Annotated in this window: 21 protein-coding genes; 18 read left to right on the plus strand and 3 right to left on the minus strand. The window is 65.6% G+C overall.

What is annotated here, in order from left to right; translation table 11 throughout:
- Nucleotides 1-30: 30 nt before the first annotated feature.
- Complete coding sequence (locus C6571_RS16425; RefSeq protein ID WP_106447641.1) at nucleotides 31-912, minus strand: putative selenate ABC transporter substrate-binding protein; 882 nt, start codon at nucleotides 910-912, stop codon at nucleotides 31-33.
- 308 nt (nucleotides 913-1,220) lie between these two features.
- Here C6571_RS16425 and C6571_RS16430 point away from each other — a divergent pair, with 308 nt between their 5' ends.
- From C6571_RS16430 to C6571_RS16480, 11 genes are all read left to right on the plus strand, one after another.
- A complete protein-coding gene (locus C6571_RS16430; protein ID WP_106447642.1) occupies nucleotides 1,221-2,012 on the plus strand; it encodes an SDR family oxidoreductase in 792 nt (263 codons plus the stop codon).
- A 253-nt stretch (nucleotides 2,013-2,265) separates the two neighbouring features.
- Complete coding sequence (locus tag C6571_RS16435) at nucleotides 2,266-2,697, plus strand: PaaI family thioesterase (protein WP_106447643.1); 432 nt, start codon at nucleotides 2,266-2,268, stop codon at nucleotides 2,695-2,697.
- A 113-nt stretch (nucleotides 2,698-2,810) separates the two neighbouring features.
- The gene (locus tag C6571_RS16440) at nucleotides 2,811-3,827 is read left to right on the plus strand and encodes an NADP-dependent oxidoreductase (protein ID WP_106447644.1); all 1,017 of its coding nucleotides are present in this window, start codon (nucleotides 2,811-2,813) and stop codon (nucleotides 3,825-3,827) included.
- Nucleotides 3,828-4,083: 256 nt separating this feature from the next.
- Nucleotides 4,084-4,560: a GNAT family N-acetyltransferase gene (locus tag C6571_RS16445; RefSeq protein ID WP_106447645.1), complete on the plus strand. Its 477-nt coding sequence runs from the start codon at nucleotides 4,084-4,086 to the stop codon at nucleotides 4,558-4,560.
- On the plus strand, nucleotides 4,557-5,495 hold the full coding sequence (locus C6571_RS16450; protein ID WP_106447646.1) for a glutathione S-transferase family protein: 939 nt from the start codon (nucleotides 4,557-4,559) through the stop codon (nucleotides 5,493-5,495). Before C6571_RS16445 ends, C6571_RS16450 begins: the two co-directional genes overlap by 4 nt.
- Nucleotides 5,496-5,647: 152 nt before the next feature.
- Nucleotides 5,648-6,553: an SDR family oxidoreductase gene (locus tag C6571_RS16455; RefSeq protein WP_106447647.1), complete on the plus strand. Its 906-nt coding sequence runs from the start codon at nucleotides 5,648-5,650 to the stop codon at nucleotides 6,551-6,553.
- A 65-nt stretch (nucleotides 6,554-6,618) separates the two neighbouring features.
- Nucleotides 6,619-7,161: a methylated-DNA--[protein]-cysteine S-methyltransferase gene (locus C6571_RS16460; protein ID WP_106447648.1), complete on the plus strand. Its 543-nt coding sequence runs from the start codon at nucleotides 6,619-6,621 to the stop codon at nucleotides 7,159-7,161.
- 112 nt (nucleotides 7,162-7,273) lie between these two features.
- Nucleotides 7,274-8,722, plus strand: coding sequence for an MFS transporter (locus C6571_RS16465; protein ID WP_106447649.1), 1,449 nt, complete (start codon nucleotides 7,274-7,276; stop codon nucleotides 8,720-8,722).
- Nucleotides 8,723-8,823: 101 nt separating this feature from the next.
- Entirely contained in the window at nucleotides 8,824-11,193 is a 2,370-nt protein-coding gene (locus C6571_RS16470; protein WP_106447650.1) for a Tex family protein, read from the plus strand.
- 67 nt (nucleotides 11,194-11,260) lie between these two features.
- The gene (locus tag C6571_RS16475; protein ID WP_106447651.1) at nucleotides 11,261-12,109 is read left to right on the plus strand and encodes an HDOD domain-containing protein; all 849 of its coding nucleotides are present in this window, start codon (nucleotides 11,261-11,263) and stop codon (nucleotides 12,107-12,109) included.
- 4 nt (nucleotides 12,110-12,113) lie between these two features.
- Nucleotides 12,114-13,118, plus strand: coding sequence for a mechanosensitive ion channel family protein (locus C6571_RS16480; protein WP_170094781.1), 1,005 nt, complete (start codon nucleotides 12,114-12,116; stop codon nucleotides 13,116-13,118).
- 11 nt (nucleotides 13,119-13,129) lie between these two features.
- Here the strand turns inward: C6571_RS16480 and C6571_RS16485 are convergent, their stop codons facing one another.
- Entirely contained in the window at nucleotides 13,130-14,266 is a 1,137-nt protein-coding gene (locus C6571_RS16485) for an iron-containing alcohol dehydrogenase (RefSeq protein ID WP_106447653.1), read from the minus strand.
- Nucleotides 14,267-14,326: 60 nt separating this feature from the next.
- Between C6571_RS16485 and C6571_RS16490 the strand changes: the two genes are divergently transcribed.
- The 3 genes from C6571_RS16490 to C6571_RS16500 are packed head-to-tail and all read left to right on the plus strand — an operon-like array spanning nucleotide 14,327 to nucleotide 17,045.
- Nucleotides 14,327-15,196, plus strand: coding sequence for a 2-keto-4-pentenoate hydratase (locus C6571_RS16490; RefSeq protein WP_106447654.1), 870 nt, complete (start codon nucleotides 14,327-14,329; stop codon nucleotides 15,194-15,196).
- 44 nt (nucleotides 15,197-15,240) lie between these two features.
- On the plus strand, nucleotides 15,241-16,161 hold the full coding sequence (locus C6571_RS16495; RefSeq protein WP_106448300.1) for an alpha/beta hydrolase: 921 nt from the start codon (nucleotides 15,241-15,243) through the stop codon (nucleotides 16,159-16,161).
- Between the two features lie 11 nt (nucleotides 16,162-16,172).
- A complete protein-coding gene (locus tag C6571_RS16500; RefSeq protein ID WP_106448301.1) occupies nucleotides 16,173-17,045 on the plus strand; it encodes a YbgC/FadM family acyl-CoA thioesterase in 873 nt (290 codons plus the stop codon).
- On the opposite strand, the gene ygfZ is transcribed toward C6571_RS16500, so the two are convergent.
- Entirely contained in the window at nucleotides 17,029-17,946 is a 918-nt protein-coding gene (gene ygfZ, locus C6571_RS16505) for a CAF17-like 4Fe-4S cluster assembly/insertion protein YgfZ (RefSeq protein ID WP_106447655.1), read from the minus strand. The two genes, C6571_RS16500 and ygfZ, sit on opposite strands and share 17 nt — an antisense overlap.
- Nucleotides 17,947-17,993: 47 nt before the next feature.
- On the opposite strand from ygfZ, the gene mltG reads away from it, so the two are divergent.
- From mltG to C6571_RS16525, 4 genes are read left to right on the plus strand one after another with little or no spacing between them, the layout of a single operon-like run.
- Entirely contained in the window at nucleotides 17,994-18,974 is a 981-nt protein-coding gene (mltG, locus tag C6571_RS16510) for an endolytic transglycosylase MltG (RefSeq protein WP_245901317.1), read from the plus strand.
- A gap of 15 nt (nucleotides 18,975-18,989) precedes the next feature.
- Nucleotides 18,990-19,667, plus strand: coding sequence for a dTMP kinase (gene tmk, locus C6571_RS16515; RefSeq protein WP_106447656.1), 678 nt, complete (start codon nucleotides 18,990-18,992; stop codon nucleotides 19,665-19,667).
- Entirely contained in the window at nucleotides 19,664-20,677 is a 1,014-nt protein-coding gene (locus C6571_RS16520; protein ID WP_245901318.1) for a DNA polymerase III subunit delta', read from the plus strand. The genes tmk and C6571_RS16520 overlap by 4 nt, the downstream gene beginning before the upstream one ends.
- The gene (locus tag C6571_RS16525) at nucleotides 20,674-21,033 is read left to right on the plus strand and encodes a PilZ domain-containing protein (protein ID WP_106447658.1); all 360 of its coding nucleotides are present in this window, start codon (nucleotides 20,674-20,676) and stop codon (nucleotides 21,031-21,033) included. Before C6571_RS16520 ends, C6571_RS16525 begins: the two co-directional genes overlap by 4 nt.
- Nucleotides 21,034-21,060: the final 27 nt, after the last annotated feature.

The following is a 21,060-nucleotide window of genomic DNA, read 5'->3' on the forward strand; positions in this document are numbered from 1 at the left end:
CGAAAAGGGCGCGCAGCTGGGTGGCAGGGGTTACTTGAGCAAACCGGCCGACAAGGCCGCCTTCTCAATGCCGTCGTAGTTCTCTTTGGCCGTCGGAATGAACTTGCTTGCCCGTTGCAGCGCCAGAATGTCCTTGTGCTGCGGGTTGGCCGGGTCCAGCTGGAGGAAGGCCTGGGTGAGTTTTTGAACCAGTGCCGGGTCCAGGTCGCCGCGCACGGTCCAGTTGTAATCAAAGTAGGGTGGTGTGGTGGCAAAGACGCGCACCTTGCTGGTGTCCACCTTCTTTTGCTCTACCAGCTTCTCCCACACCGAGGCGTTCAGCACGCCGGCCTGGACCTTGCCGGAAGCCACAAACGCTGCGGTGGCGTCGTGAGCGCCGGAGTAGGCAAGGTTCTTGAAGTCTTTCTCCGGCGTCAGCCCAGCCTGTTGCAAAAAGTAGCGCGGCATCAGGCTGCCCGACGTGGACGAAGGCGCACCAAAGGCAAAACTCTTGCCTTTGAGGTCGGCCAGCGACTGAATGTCCGCCTGCGCGGTGATGAATTTGGAGGTAAATCGGGCGTCCTCTTCGCGCTGGACAATGGGAATGGCCGTGCCATTCGTGCGTATCTTGGCCTGCACAAAGGTAAAGCCCCCCAGCCAGGCGAGATCAAGCTTGCCGTTGGCGAGCGACTCGACCACCGCCGCGTAGTCCGACACCGGCGTGAACACCACCTTCATGCCGGTCTGCGCGGCCAGGTAGTCGCCCAGCGGGGCAAACTTGCGCTGCAGTTCGGTGGGCGCTTCGTCGGGAATGGCCGAGACGCGCAGCACTTGCTGAGCACTCCATGCAGGCAGGGAAACCAGGGCGCAGGCAGCAAGGGAGCAAAACAGCGCCCCTTGGAGCGCCCGGCGGCGCGCAGAAATGAGGTTCATAAGAGGGTCCGATCGATGGCAGCCACCGCCATGCGGATTCACGGCGGTTTAAAAAAGCGCCGCAGCGCTGAGAGGATGAGCGCGGCATGCAGGCCGCGCATTCCATTGTCGCGCGAATGGGCCAACGCTGCTTTGGACCGCTCACGCAGCGGTCGTCTGCGGGAACGGATGCAACAGCACAGCCCGCAGGCCTCAATCGCCAGCGCGACACTGCGCCGCCACGTGTGGCAGCAAAATGGAATGCTTCTCGATGGCCGTGCCCAAGCGGGCCCGCATCGCGCACGCCACCCATTTCCAAGGAGATCCCTATGACCCGCACTGTCCAGCAACTTTTTGACCTGACCGGGAAGACCGCCCTGGTGACCGGAGGCTCGCGCGGCCTGGGCCTGCAACTGGCGCATGCGCTGGGGGAAGCGGGGGCCAAAATCATGCTCAGTTCACGCAAGGCGGCCGACCTGGAGCTTGCCACTGCCGAACTGCAGGCGGCTGGCATCGACGCCCGCTGGATTGCCGCCGATTGCGCGCAGGAAGCCGACGTGCGCCGCCTGGCCGACGAGACGCTTGAGCGCATGGGCGACATCGACATTCTGGTGAACAACGCGGGCGCTTCCTGGGGTGCACCGGCCGAAGACCATCCGCTGGAGGCCTGGGACAAGGTGATGAACCTCAATGTGCGCGGGTATTTCATCCTGAGCCAGCAGGTCGCCAAGCGCAGCATGATTGCGCGCAAACGCGGCAGCATCATCAACGTGGCGTCGATTGCCGGTCTTGGCGGCAACCAGCAGGGCATGAACACCATTGCCTACAACACCTCCAAGGCGGCGGTGATCAACTTCACGCGCACGCTGGCGGGCGAATGGGGCAAGTACGGCATCCGCGTCAACGCCATCTGCCCCGGCTTCTTCCCAAGCAAGATGACTGCGGGCCTGCTCAAAACGCTGGGCGAAGAGAACCTCAAGGCCCATGCGCCGCTGGGTCGCCTGGGCGATGACGAGGATTTGAAAGGCCTGTGCGCGCTGTTTGCCTCGGATGCCGGCAAGCACATCACGGGCCAGTACCTTGCAGTGGACGGCGGCGTAAGCGCCTTGGTTGGAGGCTGAATCGTGTTCAACCCCCTGAGGCCCTGCGCGCCTCGGTTCTCCCGCCGCAGGCGTCCGCTCTTCGGGGCAGTCCAAGCCTGCGCTGGCAGGCTCGGAGCCGCTGCCCCTCAGCCCCTTCTCTCGCACGGCTGCGCCATGCGGGAAAGGGGACACCACCGGTGCGGCGGGGCGGCGCGGCCGGCCCAGGCCCTTGCACGGTGGCCGCTGGCTTGTGCCGCGCCAGTTTTGGCCGCTGCAATTTTGAGGACGAATCTTGCTTGATTTTGGCGTTGAAATCCCGTTTGTCACCCACCTGGGCTTCGAAATGGTGCGCATGCAGGACGGCGAATCCGAGCTGCACTACGAGGCGCGGCCGGAGCACCTGAACTCGTTCGGGGTGACGCACGGCGGCGCTTCCATGACGCTGCTGGATGTGGCAATGGCCACGGCGGCGCGCAGTGTCGCGCCCGAAATGGGCGCGGTCACCATCGAGATGAAGACCAGCTTCATGCAGGCGGCGCAGGGGTCCCTCGTGGCCAAAGGCCGCTTGATCCATCGCACCGCCACCATGGCGTTCACCGAAGCCACCGTGTTCGATGCCAAGGGGCGACCGTGCACGCACGCCACGGGCACCTTCAAATATGTGCGGCGCCTGCCGGTGGGTCCGGGCAGTGCCAACGATCTGCGCGCCATCTCCACCGATTGACCCTGCGGCTGCATCGAACCAAAATTTCAGGCTAAATTGGCCTCTAGCGCTTGATGGGACTGTGCAAGCAGCTATCAAAACAGTAGTTTTTATATCCTCACCAGGAGTCTTCCATGCCACGCAACCAGCAAATCCATCTCGACAACCGCCCCCAGGGCGAGGCCGTGGCCAGCAACTTCAAGCTCGTCACCACCGACACGCCAGCGCTTGTGGACGGCCAGGTACTGGTGCGCAACCACTACCTGAGCCTGGACCCCTACATGCGCGGCCGCATGAACGACGCCAAGAGCTACGCCCAGCCCCAGCCGGTGGGCGAGGTGATGCAGGGCGGCACCGTGGGCGAAGTGGTCGAGAGCCGCAGCCCCAAGTTTGCTGTCGGCGACAAGGTGGTGGGCTTTGGCGGCTGGCAGGAGTACAGCGTGGTCGATGCGAGCCAGCCCGGCTCCCTGAAGAAGGTGGACACCACCCATGTGCCGCTGTCGTACTACCTCGGCGCGGTCGGCATGCCGGGAGTGACCGCCTGGTATGGCTTGGTGAAGATCATTGCACCCAAGGAGGGTGACACCGTCGTCGTCAGCGCCGCAACCGGCGCCGTCGGCAGCGCCTTTGCTGCCCTGGCCAAGGCGCGCGGCTGCCGCGTGGTGGGCATTGCCGGCGGGCCGGAGAAATGCAAGTACGCGGTGGACGAGCTGCACTTTGACGCCTGCATCGACTACAAGGAGCACAGCGACGGCAAGGCCATGGGCAAGGCGCTCAAGGAAGCCTGTCCCAAGGGCATTGACGGTTACTTTGAAAACGTGGGCGGCTGGATCATGGACGCTGTGATGCTGCGCATGAACGCCTTTGGCCGCATTGCCCTGTGCGGCATGATCGCCGGCTACGACGGCGCCCCGCTGCCCATGGCTCACCCAGCACTCATCCTGGTGAGCCGCCTGAAGATCGAGGGCTTCATCGTCAGCGAGCACATGGAAGTCTGGCCCGAGGCACTGACCGAACTGGGCACGCTGGTGGCCACCGGCAAGCTGCGCCCGCGCGAGAGCGTGGCCGAGGGCATTGCCGCCGCACCCGAGGCGTTTCTGGGCTTGCTCAAGGGCAAGAACTTCGGCAAGCAGATCGTCAAACTGGTATGAAGCACCCCGTGAGCCGCTTCGCGTCTCGGTGCTCGCTTCAGAGACGCTTGCTCTTCGGAGCCGTCCATGCCTGCATTGGCAGGCGCGGAGCTGCGGCCCTCAGCCCCTTCTTTCGGCTATCGCTGGGAAGGGGGACGTCGCCAGCGCGGCAGGGCGGTGCGGCCGGCCTAGGCCCTTGCGCGGCGTCCCTGGTATGGGCCCTGCCAGATTCGCAGGGCGTGAATTGATCTGCAGCGCAGCGTAGTGGAGCACTGCAATGACTTTGAGTTGGACCTGCAAGCGCTTCGATGACCTGGGCGTGCACGCCCTGCACGACGCGCTGGCCTTGCGCTGCCGGGTGTTCATTCTTGAACAGGGCCCTTACCAGGACCCCGACGAAGCCGACAAGATGTCCTGGCATGTACTTGGCCACGATGAGAAAGACCAGTTGGTGGCCTGCCTGCGTATCGTGGACCCCGGCGCGCGCTTTGCCGAGCCTTCCATCGGCCGTGTGGTCACCGCGCCAGAGATGCGCGGCCAGGGCCTGGGCCGTGCACTGATGGTCGAAGGCTTGGCGCGCTGTGCCAAAGCGTGGCCGGGCAGGGCGGTGCGCGTCAGTGCGCAGGCCCATCTGCAAGACTTTTATGGCGGGCTGGGCTTTGTGCCGGTAGGCGCGCCCTATCTGGAAGACGCTATTGCCCACATCGAAATGCTGCGCCCTGCAGAGCCAGCGCTTGCCAAGGAGACACCATGAGCACAGAACTCATCCTGCACCACTACCCTGCGTCACCGTTTGCCGAGAAGGTTCGCATGGTGCTGGGCTTCAAACAACTGCCCTGGAAGTCCGTCATCATCCCCAGCGTCATGCCCAAACCCGACGTGGTGGCGCTGACGGGCGGTTACCGGCGAACGCCCGTTTTGCAGATCGGCGCCGACATTTACTGCGATACCAGCCTGATCTGCGAGGTGCTTGACCACACGCAGCCCGAGCCCGTGCTCTACCCGCCGCACTTGAAGGGCGTCTCCCGTGTTTTCGCCCAGTGGGCCGACAGCACCCTGTTCTGGACCGCCATGGCCTGGAACATGCAGCCCAAAGGCTTGGCAACCTTGTTCGCCAAGCTCCCGCCTGAGGTGGGCTCCGCGTTTCTCGACGACCGCAAGGCCATGAGCGTCAATATGACGCGTTTGCGCACGCAAGACGCAGCGCCCGCCTACCGCTCCTATCTGCGGCGCATTGCGCACATGGTGGAGGAGCACGACTTCCTGTTTGGCGCCGAGCCCTGCGTGGCCGACTTTGCCGCCTACCACCCGCTGTGGTTCACACGCGTGTGCACGCCGTCCGTGGCCGATGTGTTCGACCATGTACCTGCCGTGCTCGAATGGATGGACCGCATGGCCGCGCTGGGCCACGGGCGCATGGAAAAATTCAATGCGCAGGACGCCATCACGGTGGCCGCTGGCGCCGAGCCGCTGCCGCACATGAGCGCTGTTTTTCAGGACGACCATGGCATTGCCCTGGGCAGCGAAGTCACCGTGGCGCCCGAGAGCTTCGGACCCGAGGCCACGCAGGGCACGCTGGTAGCCGCCACCCGCACCCGCTACACCCTGCGGCGCGAAGACCCGCGCGCTGGGGTTGTCAACGTGCACTTTCCTCGCATCGGCTATGTATTGAGGAGTGCACCCCCCTGAGTCGCTTACGCGCCTTCCCCCTTCTCTCGGCTTCGCCGGGAAGAGAGACGCCACCAGCGCGGCGGGGCGGCCCTTGCGCGGTGGCTCTGGCTTAGGCCGCCGCTCGCAAGCCGCCATGCCCTGATTGATAAACATTCCAAGGAGACACTTTCATGATTGAAGATTTCGCGGGCAAAACCGCAGTACTCACCGGCGCTGGATCGGGCTTTGGGCTGGAGTGCGCGCGCATTGGCATGCAGCGCGGCATGAACCTGGTATTGGTCGACGTGCAGCAGGACGCCCTTGACGCCGCCGAATCCGAGGCGATTGCCGCGGGCTGCCAGGTGCTGGCGCGGCGCGTGGATGTGTCCGATGCGGCGCAGATGGAGCAGCTCGCCCAGGCGGTGCACGAGCGCTTTGGCGCGCCGCACTTTGTCTTCAACAACGCGGGCGTGGGTGCGGGCGGTCTGGTGTGGGAAAACTCGGTGGCCGACTGGAACTGGGTGCTGGGCGTGAACCTGTGGGGCGTGATCCATGGCGTGCGCCTGTTCACCCCCATGATGCTGGCCGCCGCCAAGAAGGATGCGGCGTGGCGCGGCCACATCGTCAACACCGCCAGCATGGCGGGACTCCTGGCGCCGCCCAACATGGGCATCTACAACGTCAGCAAGCACGCCGTGGTGAGCCTGACCGAAACGCTGTACCAGGATTTGTCGCTGGTGACGGACCAGGTGGGCGCCAGCCTGCTGTGCCCCTTCTTCGTGCCCACCGGCATCAGCCAGAGCCACCGCAACCGGCCTGCCACGCTGGCAGCCGACAAGCCCACGCAAAGCCAGATCATTGGCCAGGCGATGAGCGACAAGGCGGTGGGCAGTGGCAAGATCACCGCTGCCGAGGTGGCGCACAAGGTCTTCGATGCCGTGGCCAGCGGGCAGTTCTACATCTTCAGCCACCCCAAGGCGCTGGCCTCGGTGCAGACGCGCATGGAAGACGTGATCCAGGCGCGCAACCCCACCGACCCCTTTGCCGACAAGCCCGAGCTGGGCCAGCAGCTGCGTGCGCAGCTGCGCACGGCTTGAAGTAAAGGCCAAATTGGCATCCAGCGCTTATCAGCACAGCGTAAGAAGCTACTAAAAGTGAAGCAATGACCGCGCTTGCCGGCCACACCTTGTTCGACACCGCCATTGGCCCCTGCGGCATTGCCTGGGGCCCGCGCGGCATTGCCGGGGTGCAGTTGCCCGAGGCGGATGCAGAGGCCACCCGCACACGCCTGCTGCGCTTTACCGGCCCGCTGCCGCAAGCGATGGCGCCGCCCGAGGTGCTTGCCGCAATCCGTGAGATCACTGCGCTGCTGGCCGGTGAATCGCACGATATGAGCGCCATTGTTCTGGACCTGAGTGGTTTGACCGATTTCCAGCGCCGCGTCTACGCGCTGGCGCGGGCTATTCCTGCGGGCCAGACGCGCAGCTACGGCGAATTGGCCGAGGACTTGGGTGGCAAGCACCTGGCGCGCGCCGTCGGTCAGGCGCTGGGTTTCAACCCGTTCGCGCCGGTGGTGCCTTGCCACCGCATCCTGGCGGCGGGGCAGCGCCCCGGCGGGTTTTCTGCCCACGGAGGCGCTGCCACCAAATTGCGCATGCTGGCGGCAGAAGGGGCCGGGCCAAATGGCACGGGCACGCTTTTTTGAGCTTTTCTGCACTCGGTCAGCGCCTGCTGCGTAAGCGGGCGCTTGCCCCCATCACGACAATCCATTTCATGCCATTTCCGCTTCCAAGCCGCCGCGTTGCGCGCCTTTTTGCATGAGTACCGCACCGGGCCACCTCCCACAAGCGCCCAGCGCCAAGCTGCTTCCCACAGCGCCCGACGGGCTGCCTCAGCCCGAGCGTGGTCGCGCCATGCTGGTCATTCTTCTGGGCATCACCATGTCGGTGCTCGATGGAAGCATTGTCAATCTGGCGCTGCCGGGCATCGCCCGCGAGCTGCAAGCGAGCGCAGCCAGCGCCGTCTGGGTGGTGAATGCCTATCAGATTGCCACCCTGGTCATGCTGTTGCCGCTGGCCTCCCTGGGAGACCGCATCGGCTACCGGCGGGTGTACCTGGTAGGGATGGCGCTGTTTGCCAGCTCGTCGATTTTTGCCATGCTGGCGACGTCTCTGCCCGCGCTGATTGCGGCGCGCACGCTCCAAGGCCTTGGCGCCGCCGGAATCATGAGCGTCAACGCGGCCATGGTTCGGCTGGTGTACCCGCGCGCGCTGCTGGGGCGCGGCATGGGCATCAACTCGATGGTGGTGGCGCTCGCTGCAGTGTCCGGGCCGACCGTGGCGGCGGGCATCCTGTCGGTCGCCTCCTGGCCCTGGTTGTTCGCGCTGAACCTCCCTCTGGGCGCGTTCACCCTGTGGTTGGGGCGCAAGGCACTGCCGCGCAATCCGGTGGTCAGCACGGCGCCCCGGCCTGCGGCGCTGGACGTGGTGCTCAACATCCTGATGTTTACGCTCATTTTTCTTGGAGGCGAGCGCCTGGGCATGCACGGCGGCGTGGGCAGCCAAGGGCTGCCGCTGGCGGGCCTGGGGCTGCTCGCTGCCGGTGGGGTGGTGGGCTGGATCTACCTGCGCCGCCAGTGGTATCTGGCCACGCCGCTGTTTCCGGTGGACCTGCTGCGCATGCCGGTGTTTGCGCTCTCCATGGCGTCGTCGGTGGGTGCGTTCGGCGCGCAAATGCTGGCGTATTTGAGCCTGCCTTTTCTGCTGCTGGAGAGCTATGGCCGCACGCCGCTGCGCGCGGGCTTGCTCATCACCTGTTGGCCGCTGGCCATCTTTGTGGTGGCGCCGATTGCCGGGCGCCTCATTGGGCGCTACCCCGATGGCTTGCTGGGCACCATCGGCATGTCGTTGTTTGCCTGCGGCCTGTGGCTGCTGGCGGCGCTGCCTGCGAGCCCTGGCGACCTGAACATCGCCTGGCGCATGGCCTTGTGCGGCGTGGGGTTTGCGTTGTTTCAGTCGCCCAACAACCACACCATCGTCACTTCCGCGCCGCAGCACCGCAGCGGCGCCGCCAGCGGCATGCTGGGCACGGCCCGGCTGACGGGACAAACGACCGGCGCGGTGCTGCTGGCCGCGCTGTTTACCGTCTGGCCGCCCAGTACCGGCCTGGGTGAAAAGATAGCGCTGGTGGTGGCGGGGTGCCTGGCGCTGGTGGCTGCGTTCGCCAGTTCCCGCCGCGTCGCGGCAATGAAGCAAGATTGCGCCTAGGCGTCCGTCCTGGGGCCGCCTGTGCACGGCCCATGCGCCACCCTCCGGTCCGGCCCGTGTGGCACACTGCGCCGCTTTTTCTGTTTCGTCATTTTTTCCGCATGCAAAAAATCATCCAGCAGCTCGCCCGAGAAATCCAGGTGGGCGCGCACCAGATCACCGCCGCCGTCGAATTGCTGGACGGTGGGGCCACGGTGCCTTTCATTGCGCGCTACCGCAAAGAGGTCACTGGCGGGCTGGACGACATCCAGCTGCGCGAGCTCGAAACCCGGCTGGCGTACCTGCGCGAACTGGACGACCGGCGCGGCGTGGTTCTGAAGGCCATTGACGAACAAGGCAAGCTGACCGACGCCCTGCGCCTGGCCATTGCGCAAACAGCCACGAAGCAGGAGCTTGAAGACCTGTACCTGCCGTTCAAGCAAAAGCGCCGCACCAAAGGGCAGATGGCGCGCGAATTTGGCATCGAGCCGCTGGCCGACAAGCTGTTTGCCGACCCCACGCTCGACCCCGTGGCCGAGGCAGCTGCATTCACCAAACCGCCCGAAGTGCTGGACGACGGCAAGACGGGCGCTGATTTTTCCACCGTGACCGCCGTGCTTGACGGCGTGCGCGACATCCTGTCGGAGCGCTGGGCGGAAGACGCGGCGCTGGTGCAGCAGCTGCGCGAATGGTTGTGGGCCGAAGGACTGCTGCGCAGCAGCAAGCTGGAAGGCAAGAGCGAAACCGACCCCGAAGTGGCCAAGTTTCGCGACTATTTTGACTACGACGAGCCGCTGGCCCGCGTGCCATCGCACCGCGCGCTGGCGGTGTTTCGCGGCCGCGCACTCGACATTCTGGAGGCGCGCCTGGCGCTGCCGGTGCCGCCTGAGCCTGGCAAGCCCTCGCTCGCCGAAGGCCGCATTGCCCAGCACCTGGGCTGGAGCCATGCGGGCCGGGCGGCGGACGACCTGATCCGCAAGTGCGTCGCCTGGGCCTGGCGCGTCAAACTCAGCCTCTCGACCGAACGCGATCTGTTTGCCCGGCTGCGCGAGGATGCAGAGAAAGTCGCCATCAAGGTGTTTGCCGACAACCTGCGCGACCTGCTGCTGGCCGCGCCTGCCGGCCCGCGCGTGGTGATGGGGCTGGACCCCGGCATTCGCACCGGTGTGAAGGTGGCCGTGGTCGATGCCACGGGCAAGCTGGTGGACACCGCCACCGTGTTCCCGCACGAGCCGCGCAAGGACTGGGACGGCGCGCTGCATACGCTGGCGAAGCTGAGCGAGAAGCATGGCGTGCAGCTCATTGCCATTGGCAACGGCACCGCCAGCCGCGAGACCGACAAGCTGGCGGGCGAGCTCATCAAATTGATGCAAAATAAGGCTCTAGCGCAGGCGGGACAAGCGCAAGCAGCTATCGAAAAGATAGTTGTCAGCGAAGCCGGCGCGTCCGTCTATTCGGCCAGCGAATACGCATCGCAAGAAATGCCCGACGTCGACGTGAGCCTGCGCGGCGCCGCCAGCATTGCCCGGCGCCTGCAAGACCCGCTGGCCGAGCTGGTCAAGATCGACCCCAAGAGCATTGGCGTGGGCCAATACCAGCACGACGTGAACCAGAGCGAGCTGGCGCGCACCCTGGGCACGGTGGTGGAAGACTGCGTGAATGCGGTCGGCGTGGATCTGAACACCGCCAGCGCGCCGCTGCTCTCGCGGGTTTCGGGGCTCTCGGCCAGCGTCGCCAAGGCGGTGGTGCGTTGGCGCGATACCCACGGAGCGTTCAAAAACCGCAAGCAGTTGCTCGACGTGGCTGGCCTGGGCGCCAAGACGTTTGAACAAAGCGCGGGCTTCCTGCGCATTCGCGGTGGCGACAACCCGCTGGACCTGACCGGCGTGCACCCCGAAACCTACCCGGTGGTCGAGCGCATCATCGAACACACCCAGGCGCCGGTGGCCCAGCTCATGGGGCGGGCCGACATGCTCAAGCAGCTGCGCCCCGAGCTGTTTGCCAATGAGCGCTTTGGCGTGATCACGGTCAAGGACATCCTGGCCGAGCTGGAAAAACCGGGACGGGATCCGCGCCCCGACTTCAAGGTCGCGCGCTTCAATGAAGGCGTGGACGACATCAAGGACCTGCGCGAAGGCATGGTGCTGGAGGGCACGGTCAGCAACGTGGCGCAGTTTGGCGCGTTCATCGACCTGGGCGTGCACCAGGACGGCCTCGTGCACGTCAGCCAGCTTGCGCACAAGTTCGTGAGCGACGCGCGCGAGGTGGTCAAGACCGGCGACATCGTCACCGTGAAGGTGATGGAAGTCGACATCGAGCGCAAGCGCATCGGCTTGTCGATGAAGCTCGGCGCGGCGCCGCGCGGCGCCAGTGTGCGCGACAACCGCTTTGAAGGGGCAGGGCGCGGCCAGCACAGCATTCCTCGGAACAGCAACGCTCAGGCGGCGCCCTCGGCCATGGCGGCGGCGTTTGCCAAACTGCAGCGCCGTTGAGCCTTTCTCGGGTTCGCCGCTTCGCCATGGATAATGCCTGCGTCCCCACCAACGCGGCGCCAATCCTATGGATGTGAATGCACTGCTGGCTTCTCCCACCACGCTGCCCAGTCTGCCGCGCGCTGTCGCGCTGCTGATGGCCGAGCTGGCGCAGGACGAACCCAACCTGCGCCGCGTGAACCAGCTTTTTGGTACCGACCCGGCGCTGGCGGCGCGGCTGCTGTGCCTGGCCAATTCCGAAGAATTCGGCGCACCACGCACGGTGGCCGGTCTTCCCGAGGCGCTGGCGCTGGTGGATACCGCGCAACTGCGGGAGCTGGTGGCCACGGCGCCACTGGGAACCACTTCGCGCTCGGTGCCGGGCATCAATATGCAGCAGTTCTGGCGCTACAGCCTGCACACCGCCAAGCTGGCGCGCTCGCTGGCTGGCCATGTACACCACAGCCAGGCTGCGGCTTACACGGCGGGCCTTTTGCACGGACTGGGCGAGATCGTGATCCACCTGGCCGAGCCTGAGCGCGCGCAATCGCTCAACACCCTGGTGGCGCCACTGGACCTGCGCCGCTGCAAGCTCGAACTGCGCATCTTCGGTTTCTCGTACGGGCGTGTGACGGGCGCACTGGCCAAACGCTGGCAACTGCCGCAGACGGTGGTGGATGCGTTGAACTACCAGCATGCGCCGTTCGAGAACAACACCTACGAGCCGCTGGCGGGCATTCTGCATCTGGCCGCGTGGCGCGTGCGCGCGCGCGAGTCGGGCCTCGACGAGCGCGAAATGACGGTGACCTTTCCCGACGAAGTCGGCCTGCCGCTGGGGCTCGACATCGACCGGGTGCTCAGCCAGGATCCGATCGACTGGACCGCGCCGCGCAACGAGCTTGAGGTCGAGGTGGCAGAAATGAATTACCTGGTGTAGTGGTTTGACCTTTGATCTCGCTTCGGTGATCGAACGCCTGCAGCAGCAGACCTACCACCTGATCGCCAGTCTGCCGCTGTTGGTGTTGGCCCTGCTGGTGATCTGGCTGGCGTGGCGCGTGGGAAGCTGGTTGTCGCGCCGCAACTCGCTCGATCGTGTGGCGCGCCGGAATCCTTTTTTGCGCGACCTGGTCAAAACCAGTACGCGTTGGGCCGTGACCCTGGGCGGGATTCTGGTGGCGCTTGAAATTTTGAACGCCACTGCCTTGGTCGGCGCCGTGCTCGGAACAGCGGGTGTGATGGGCGTGGCGTTGGGTTTTGCATTCAAGGAAACCCTGGAGAACTACCTGGCTGGCATCTTGATGAGCGTGCGCCAGCCCTTTGCGCCGCGCGACCACGTGGTGATTGATGGCAACGAAGGCGTAGTCATTGCACTCACCTCCCGGGCGACCATTTTGATGACGCTCGACGGCAACCATTTGCGCCTGCCCAATGCCTTGGTCTTTCGCAGCGTCATGTTGAATTACACACGCAACCCGACGCGCCGGTTTGAGTTCGACGTGGGCGTCGGCGTCAACGAAGATCTCTTGTGTGCCCAGCGACTGGGCACCGGCCAGCTGACTCAGGTGGATGGCGTCATTGCCTCGCCGCCGCCGCGTGCCTACATCGCTGCGCTGGGTGATTCAAATGTGCAAGTGCGTTTTCACGGCTGGGTCGACCAGCGCACCCACGATTTTCTACTGGTCAAGAGTGAAGCGATTCGCCGTGTCAAGCTGGCGCTGGAGGAGGCCGGTATGGACATGCCGGAGCCCATTTACCGGGTGCAACTTGCCCGGCGCGGCGACGCTACCGCAGCAGACTCGGACAAGCGCATGGTGGCCGATGAACGGCTCGCAGAAACTGCGTCGCTGGACACACGCGCGCAGACCGATCTGGAAGGCCCCATTCGCAGCGACGAGACCGCGCGGGGAAGCGCCGATCTTCTGAACCCCGACGCACCGCGCGAATAGTGGGCACAGCCTTACATGGATTCCCGCAACATCCCACGGTATTCCTCCGGCGTCGCCACGCGCGGGTTGGTCTTGTGGCAATGGTCGGCCATGGCTCCCTGGATGATTGCGTCGAATTGATCTTCCGTGACGCCCATGGCGGCAAGTCCTGTGGGCAGGCCCAGCCGGGCGCTCATGTCGCGAATGGCGTTGGGGATGTCGCTGGGCGATGCCAGTTCCATGGCGCTGGCCATGCGTTCCAGGCGCCGGTCTTTCTGCACCGATGGCGCCTGCGCGTTGAAGCGCACCACAGCGGGCAAAAACATGGCGTTGAGCGTGCCATGGTGCAGGCGCGGGTTCACGCCGCCCAGGCTGTGGCTGAGCGAATGCACCGCGCCCAGGCCTTTCTGGAACGCCATGGCGCCCTGCATGCTGGCGCTCATCATGTTCAGGCGCGCTTCGCGGTCGCTGCCGTCTTGCGTGGCGCGCGCAATGCTGGCCCAGCCGCGCGCGAGGCCATCGAGCGCAATGCCGTCGGCGGGCGGGTTGAAGGCTGCCGACATGAAGGTTTCCATGCAGTGGGCAATCGCGTCCATGCCGGTGGCGGCGGTGAGCAGCGGCGGCAGGCCCAGCGTCAGCTCGGGGTCGCAAATGGCGGCCTTGGGCAGAAGGTTCCACGAGTGAAAGCCGAGCTTGCGGTGGTCGTCGACGATGATGATGGCGCCGCGCGCCACCTCGCTGCCGGTGCCGCTGGTGGTGGGCACGGCAATCAGCGGGGCCACGCGTTCGGTGATGCGCGGCGAGCCGCCTTCGATGGTGGCGTAATGCGTCAAAGGCCCCTCGTGCGTGGCCGCAATCGCTATGCCTTTGGCGCAGTCGATGGCCGAGCCGCCGCCCACCGCCACCAGGCCATCGCAACCGTTCGCTTGGTACACCGCTGCGGCGGCGCGCACCGCGGCTTCCGTGGGGTTGGCGGGGGTCTGGTCAAACACGCTCACGGGCAGTTCGCCGAGTGCATCCAGCGCCTTTTGCAGTACGCCGGCCGCCTTGACCCCTGGATCGGTCACGACCAGCGGGCGCGCAATACCCACGCGCTCGCACTCCTGGCGCAGCAGACGCACGGCGCCATGATCAAACTGAATTTGGGTGAGGTAGTAAATGAGTGACATGGCGATGGGGTGCGTTCCCGCTACGATAGAGCAGACACACTTTACAACCGGGAGACACCCATGCCACGCAAGCAAACCCTCATCGCCCTGGTCCTTGGCGTCGCCGCCGCGACATCGGCCCACGCCGCCTGTCTGAGCGACGTACAAGTTGCAGAAATGGCCGAGCACTACGCCGCACGCACGCCCGCCGCCAATCCCGAAGGCCTGTCGGACGCCGATGGTGCCTGCACCCGTGCCAAGCTCAACAGCTTGCTGGCGCAGAAGATGGGCAAGGTCGTTGGTTACAAGGCGGGCCTGACCAACCCCGCAGTGCAAAAGCGCTTCAACACCGACCGCCCGGTCTGGGGGAAGCTCTACGAGGGCATGGTGTTGGCGAACGGTTCCGAGGTGCCTGCCACCTTTGGTGCCCGGCCGCTGTACGAGGCCGACATGCTGGTTCGCGTCAAGAGCGCGAGCATCAACCATGCGCGCACCCCCATGGACGTGCTGCAGGCGATTGACCAGGTGATTCCTTTCATCGAACTGCCCGACCTGATGGTGCAGGCGCCGCCCAAGCTCAATGGCGCGGCGGTGAGCGCCATCAACGTCGGCGCGCGCCTGGGGGTGGCAGGTACGCCTATTGCCGTACCCGTGACACGGGCTGAGCGCTACGCCATGCTCGACGGCCTGCGTGACATGCAGGTGACGCTCACCGATGGATCGGGATATTTGCTCGGCGGCGGCAAGGGCAGCGATGTGCTGGAGCACCCGCTCAACGCCGTGGTCTGGTTGGCCGAGGCACTGCAGAAAGAAAACATCACGCTCAAGCCCGGCGATTTGCTGAGCCTGGGCTCGTTCTCGCCGCTGTTGCCGCCCAAGCCCGGCCTGCAGGTGCAGGCCAACTACCAAGGCCTGACCGGCGCACAACCGGTGCGCGTGACCTTCAAGTGACGCAGGCGCACCCCCATATCCACACCCACCGTCTGACGCCGCAGATGCGCGGCGTGCTCGAACGCATGGAGCGGGCGGGACGGCCGCGCCTGCACACGCTGAGTCCCGAGCAGGCGCGCGCTGCATATGCGCTTGGCGCCGACATTCTGGAAGTGCCGCGCGCCGCGATGGAGCGCGTGGAAACGCTGGCCATTCCCACACGGGACGGCACAGCGCTCGGTGCACGGCTGGTGGCGCCCTCGCCCGCGGCGGGTCTGCCGGTGCTGCTGTACTTGCACGGTGGGGGATTCACCATCGGCAGCAGCGCCACGCACGACATCTTGTGCCGTGAACTGGCGCGCTTGGCGGGCTGCATGGTGGTGTCGCTGGACTACCGCCTGGCGCCCGAGCACCGTTTTCCCACGGCATCCCATGATGCCTGGGACGCACTCACCTGGTTGGTGGCCCACGCCAAAGGGCTGGGGGCGGACCCGCAGCGCATTGCCGTGGGCGGCGACAGTGCAGGTGGCACGCTGGCCACCGTCAACGCCATCTTGGCGCGCGACGCGGGCCTGCCGCTGGCGTTGCAGCTGCTTTTCTATCCCGGCTGCGCCGCGCACCAGGACACGCCCTCGCACGCCAGGTTTTCCCGTGGCTTGGTACTCGATGAAGCGGCTATTTCCTGGTTCTTCAGTCAGTACGTGCTTGATCGTTCCCAACGCGAAGACTGGCGTTTTGCGCCGCTGCTGGCGCCTGATGTGGAGGGCGTCGCGCCGGCCTGGATCGGGCTGGCCGAATGCGACCCGCTGGTGGACGAGGGCATTGACTACGCCGACAAGCTGCGCGCCGCCGGAGTGCCGGTGAATCTGGAAATCTACCGCGGCGTGACCCACGAATTCATCAAGATGGGCCGCGCCATCCCCGAGGCGCGCACCGCCCATGCCGACGCGGCGGCGGCGCTGCGCGCTGCATTCGAGCTTTCATGAAGGATGACGCCATGCCATTGCAAGACTACCGCTGCCAATCGCGTTTGCGCGTTCGCTGGGCCGAGATCGACATGCAGCGCATCGTCTTCAACGCCCACTACCTCACCTACTTCGACACCGCAATCACCGACTACTGGCGCGCGTTGGCGCTGCCGTACGACGATGCGATGCACACCCTTGGCGGCGAGCCGTATCTGAAAAAGGTCACGCTCGAATACCACGCCTCGGCGCGAGAAGGCGACATGCTGACAATCGGCATGCGCTGCCAGCGGGTCGGCAACAGCTCCATGCTGTTTGGCGGCGGCATCTTTCGCGGCGAGCAGTTGCTGGTGTCGGGCGAGCTGATTTACGTCTTTGCAGACCCGGCGAGCCAGCGGCCGACGCCGGTCCCTGCGCTGCTGCGCGACCTGTTTACCGCATTCGAGGCAGGCGAAAGCGCGACGCAGCTCCAGCTGGGCGCCTGGCAGGACTTAGGGGAGCGCGCTGCGCGCGTGCGCCAGGCGGTGTTTGTCGAGGAACAAAGCATCGCTCCAGACATTGAAATGGACGGCCAGGACGCAACGGCCTTGCATGCGCTGGTGACAAACCGACTGGACCAGCCCGTGGCCACGGGGCGGTTGGTGACGATTTCCCCCGGCGTCTCGCGCATTGGCCGCATGGCCGTGCACCGCGCGCTGCGCGGTGGGCGGCTGGGCCGACAGGTGCTGGACGCCCTGGTGCAGGCTGCAGCCAAGCGGGGCGACCACCAGGTGGTGCTCCACGCCCAGACCAGTGCGCAGCCGTTCTACGAGCGTGCAGGTTTTGAGGTGAGTGGCCCGCGCTATGAAGAAGCGGGTCTGCCGCATGTGCCCATGCAGCGCTTGTTGGCTACAAGTCGTCCTTGAGTGCGTAGGGCAGGCTTCCCAGGCGCAGTGCCGGGCCCTCCGCGCTGTCGGCATGCAGAGCACCCGACTCGGCTGCGGCGAGCTGGAGCACCACGATGGCATCCCAGCCGCCGCCGGGTGCCGGGGCGGCCTGGGCCACGATGCCGCAGGCTTGCTCGGGTTCTGACGCATTGAAGACCTCGGCACCTACTTGCAAGGACACATCGGCATGGACGATGAAGGCGCGCCGCTTGATGGCGCCGCGAAACTGGCTGCGCGCCACGATTTCCTGGCCAGGGTAGCAGCCCTTTTTGAAGCTCACACCATCGACCGACTCGTAGTTGAGCATCTGCGGCACGAAGGCATCGACCAGCGGCGCTGTCAGCGTCGCCACGCCGCTTTGCACCTCCCCCCAGGTCCACAGCGTGTCGGGCAGCAGCGAGCCTTCCGGCGCAGGCGTGCCGGCAGGCGCGATCCACAGCGCACGGGGCACGGCACCTGCGGGCACCAATCCCACCACAGAAATATTGCCTAAATCGGCCTTGGCGCTTGCCTGTATTGCGCTACCAGCTACTTTTTCAATAGCGCTCCCTGCCAAGCCATAGAGCAGAAACTCTTCGCTGGCATCGCTCAGCCTGGCCTTGGCGCGCATCACAAACATGGACATGCGTTTGAGCGTGGGCGCCAGCAGATCGCGGCTGCAGACCAGCAGCACCTCGGTGGGGCTGCGCTTGAAGCCGATAAAACTGGCCTGCATGCGTCCCTTGGCCGATAGAAATGCCGCGAGCCGGGCGTGCTGCAAATCCAGCAGGGCGAAGTCGTGGGTGAGTTGGCCGTGCAAAAATTTCACGGCGTCCTCGCCTTCAGCGCGGATCACGCCGAGGTGGGGCAGGGGGGCGATGCCATCAAAGGGAGTTGTCATGCGTCAATTATCATTCCCGCGTCTCATTCATTGCAGGTAGCAGGGTTGTGCGTCGCACTTTCAAAGGCTTGTTGTTGGTGGTGCTGGCGCTCGCCGGGGCGGCCTGGTGGTGGCTGCACGCGCCGCTGCCCATGGGCGATGCGCCCATCGAACTGGCCATTGAGCCTGGCACCTCGCCGCGCGGTGTGGCACGCGATGTGCAAGCGGCTGGCGTGCAGACCGATGCGCGGCTGCTGTACTGGTGGTTTCGTCTCTCGGGCCAAAGCCGGCTTATAAGGGCAGGCAACTACGAAATATCGCCCGGCAGCACGCCGCGAAGCCTGCTGGACAAATTGGTGCGCGGCGACGAAACCCTGCGCGCGCTCACCCTGGTTGAAGGTTGGAATTTCCGCCAGGTGCGCGCAGCCCTGGCACAGGCCGAGCTCAAACCCGACAGCGCGGCATTGGGCGAGGCGGCGTTGATGGAGCGTCTGGGCCGAGCGGGCGTTGCCGCCGAAGGGCGTTTTTTCCCTGACACCTACACCTATGCCAAGGGCGCGAGCGATCTCACCGTGCTGCGACGCGCCCTGCACGCCATGGACCGGCAACTGGCCGCCGCCTGGGAGCAGCGCGCGGCCGATACCCCGCTCAAAACCCCCGACGAAGCCCTGGTACTGGCCAGCATCGTTGAGAAAGAAACCGGGCGCGAGGCCGACCGCGCCCTGGTGGCGGGCGTGTTCACCAACCGCCTGCGCGTCGGCATGCTGCTGCAGACCGACCCCACGGTGATCTATGGTCTGGGCGAGCGCTTTGATGGCAATCTGCGCAAGCGCGATTTGCAGGCGGACACGCCCTACAACACCTATACCCGCGCCGGCTTGCCACCGACGCCGATTTCCATGCCGGGCAAGGCCTCGCTTCTGGCCGCAGTGCAACCCGAGCGAACGAAGGCGCTGTACTTCGTGGCGCGCGGTGACGGTAGCAGCCAGTTCAGCAGCTCACTCGACGAGCACAACCGTGCCGTCGGCCGCTACCAACGCGGCCAGTAAGAAGGAACGCAGCACATGGCCACCAGGGGGTTATTCATCAGCTTCGAGGGCATCGACGGCGCGGGCAAGTCCTCGCACATCGAGCCCCTGGCCGAAGCGTTCAGGGACCAGGGGCGAACGGTCACCCGCACGCGCGAGCCCGGCGGCACGCCCTTGGCGGAATCGCTGCGCAGCCTGCTGCTCGGTGAGGCCATGGACCCGCTGACCGAGGCACTGCTGGCGTTTGCCGCCCGGCGCGACCATATCTGCCAGGTGATTGCCCCCGCCCTGGCACGGGGCGAGGTGGTGTTGTGCGACCGCTTCACCGACGCCACCTTTGCCTACCAGGGCGCCGGGCGTGGCTTCAGTACAGAAACACTATCAATTTTAGAGCGCATGGTGCAGACGGGTATTGCGCTAGAGCCGGATTTGATGCTTGAACCGCACCTGACGCTGTGGTTCGACCTGCCTCCCGCCCTTGCAGCGTCCCGGCTGGAATCGGCCCGCGCTCCGGACCGCTTTGAGGCGCAGGACGCCGACTTCTTTGCCCGCGTAGCCCAGGGTTATGCCGAGCGCGCGCAATCCGCGCCGCAGCGCTTTGTGCGCATCGACGCCGCGCAGTCGCGCCACTCCGTATGGCAGCAAATCACCCAGGCTTTGGTGCGCAGGGGCTGGCTGGCCATCATGGTCGCTGCCGGTGGAGGACCGCGGTGAGTTTGCCGCCCTGGCTTGCCACCCAGCGCGACGCCCTGCTCGCGCAGCGCGGCCATGCCTGGCTGCTGCATGGCCCCTCGGGGCTGGGGCAATTTGCGCTGGCGATGGCGCTGGGGCAGGCCTGGCTGTGCGAATCGCCCGGCGCGCAAGGCGCCTGTGGCCAGTGCACCAGTTGCCACGCCATTGACGTGCACGCGCACGCCGACCTGACCGTGCTGATGCCGGAGACCGACATGATCGATCGCGGCTGGCCGCTGCCGGAAAAGGCGCAGAGCGACATCGACGACAAAAAGCGCAAGCCCAGCCGCGAAATCCGCGTCGACGCCATGCGCGAGACCGTCGAGTTCGCACAGCGCACCAGCGCTCGGGGCCGAGGCAAGGTGGTGCTGGTCTATCCGGCCGAGCAGATGAACGCCATTGCCGCCAACGCGCTGCTCAAAACGCTGGAGGAGCCCGCAGGCGACACGCGCTTTGTGCTGGCCACCGAAGCCGCGCATGCGCTGCTGCCCACCATCCGCAGCCGCTGCATGGCCCACGCCCTGCACTGGCCGCCCGAGGCCGAGGTCTTGCTGTGGCTGGCCGGGCAGGGCGTTGCGGCTGAAGTCGCAGTGCCTTTGCTGCGCGCTGCTGGCGGCCGACCGGACGACGCGCTGGCGCTGGCGCGCTCGGGGGCGAATCCGGCCGCCTGGGCAGCGTTTCCCAGAGCCATGCAGCAAGGCGACGTGCGTGCGGTCGAAGGTTGGAGTCCGGCGCAGGCCATTGCCGCATTGCAAAAGCTCTGCCACGATCTCCAGGTGCACCAGACCGGCGCGGCGCCGCGCTATTTCGAGGCCAGCGCGTTGCCGCCGGCCCCTGCGCTTCCTGTACTGGCGCGCTGGAGCCGTGAGCTGATGCAGGCTGCCCGCACGGCCGACCATCCGTTTGCTGTGCCGCTCATGCTTGAAGCCCTTGTTGCCCAGGCGCGAAACGTCCTACACTCGGCTGCAACCACCGCCGGAACCCATTCATGAGTACTCCTACCAATGCCCCCCGCCCAAGCGTCATGCAATTGGCGATCAAGGAAAAGGGCGCCTTGTACGCGGCATACATTCCGTTTTTTGTCGAAGGTGGTATTTTTGTGCCGACGCCGCGCGAATATCGCCTGGGGGATGACGTCTATGTGCTGCTGACGCTGCCCGACGACACGCAGCGCTATCCGGTGGCGGGTCGGGTGGCGTGGGTGACCCCTGCACGTTCCGGCGGCAACCGCACCCAGGGTGTCGGCATCCAGTTCCCGAAGGACGAAAAATCGCGCCAGCTCAAGCACAAGATCGAAGAAATTCTCGGCTCGGCCCTGGGCTCTGAACGCCCCACGCAGACCATCTGACGCCTGATACTTTGCAGCCGCATCTGT

Source organism: Simplicispira suum (assembly GCF_003008595.1).
Classification (GTDB): domain Bacteria; phylum Pseudomonadota; class Gammaproteobacteria; order Burkholderiales; family Burkholderiaceae_C; genus Simplicispira; species Simplicispira suum.

What these genes read in the sequence shown, in the direction of transcription:
- C6571_RS16425 (WP_106447641.1), bottom strand. Translation starts at nt 912, where the DNA reads ATGAACCTCATTTCTGCGCGCCGCCGGGCGCTCCAAGGGGCGCTGTTT.
- C6571_RS16430 (WP_106447642.1), top strand. Translation starts at nt 1,221, where the DNA reads ATGACCCGCACTGTCCAGCAACTTTTTGACCTGACCGGGAAGACCGCC.
- C6571_RS16440 (WP_106447644.1), top strand. Translation starts at nt 2,811, where the DNA reads ATGCCACGCAACCAGCAAATCCATCTCGACAACCGCCCCCAGGGCGAG.
- C6571_RS16445 (WP_106447645.1), top strand. Translation starts at nt 4,084, where the DNA reads ATGACTTTGAGTTGGACCTGCAAGCGCTTCGATGACCTGGGCGTGCAC.
- C6571_RS16450 (WP_106447646.1), top strand. Translation starts at nt 4,557, where the DNA reads ATGAGCACAGAACTCATCCTGCACCACTACCCTGCGTCACCGTTTGCC.
- C6571_RS16455 (WP_106447647.1), top strand. Translation starts at nt 5,648, where the DNA reads ATGATTGAAGATTTCGCGGGCAAAACCGCAGTACTCACCGGCGCTGGA.
- C6571_RS16460 (WP_106447648.1), top strand. Translation starts at nt 6,619, where the DNA reads ATGACCGCGCTTGCCGGCCACACCTTGTTCGACACCGCCATTGGCCCC.
- C6571_RS16465 (WP_106447649.1), top strand. Translation starts at nt 7,274, where the DNA reads ATGAGTACCGCACCGGGCCACCTCCCACAAGCGCCCAGCGCCAAGCTG.
- C6571_RS16470 (WP_106447650.1), top strand. Translation starts at nt 8,824, where the DNA reads ATGCAAAAAATCATCCAGCAGCTCGCCCGAGAAATCCAGGTGGGCGCG.
- C6571_RS16475 (WP_106447651.1), top strand. Translation starts at nt 11,261, where the DNA reads ATGGATGTGAATGCACTGCTGGCTTCTCCCACCACGCTGCCCAGTCTG.
- C6571_RS16485 (WP_106447653.1), bottom strand. Translation starts at nt 14,266, where the DNA reads ATGTCACTCATTTACTACCTCACCCAAATTCAGTTTGATCATGGCGCC.
- C6571_RS16490 (WP_106447654.1), top strand. Translation starts at nt 14,327, where the DNA reads ATGCCACGCAAGCAAACCCTCATCGCCCTGGTCCTTGGCGTCGCCGCC.
- C6571_RS16495 (WP_106448300.1), top strand. Translation starts at nt 15,241, where the DNA reads ATGCGCGGCGTGCTCGAACGCATGGAGCGGGCGGGACGGCCGCGCCTG.
- C6571_RS16500 (WP_106448301.1), top strand. Translation starts at nt 16,173, where the DNA reads ATGCCATTGCAAGACTACCGCTGCCAATCGCGTTTGCGCGTTCGCTGG.
- ygfZ (WP_106447655.1), bottom strand. Translation starts at nt 17,946, where the DNA reads ATGACAACTCCCTTTGATGGCATCGCCCCCCTGCCCCACCTCGGCGTG.
- tmk (WP_106447656.1), top strand. Translation starts at nt 18,990, where the DNA reads ATGGCCACCAGGGGGTTATTCATCAGCTTCGAGGGCATCGACGGCGCG.
- C6571_RS16525 (WP_106447658.1), top strand. Translation starts at nt 20,674, where the DNA reads ATGAGTACTCCTACCAATGCCCCCCGCCCAAGCGTCATGCAATTGGCG.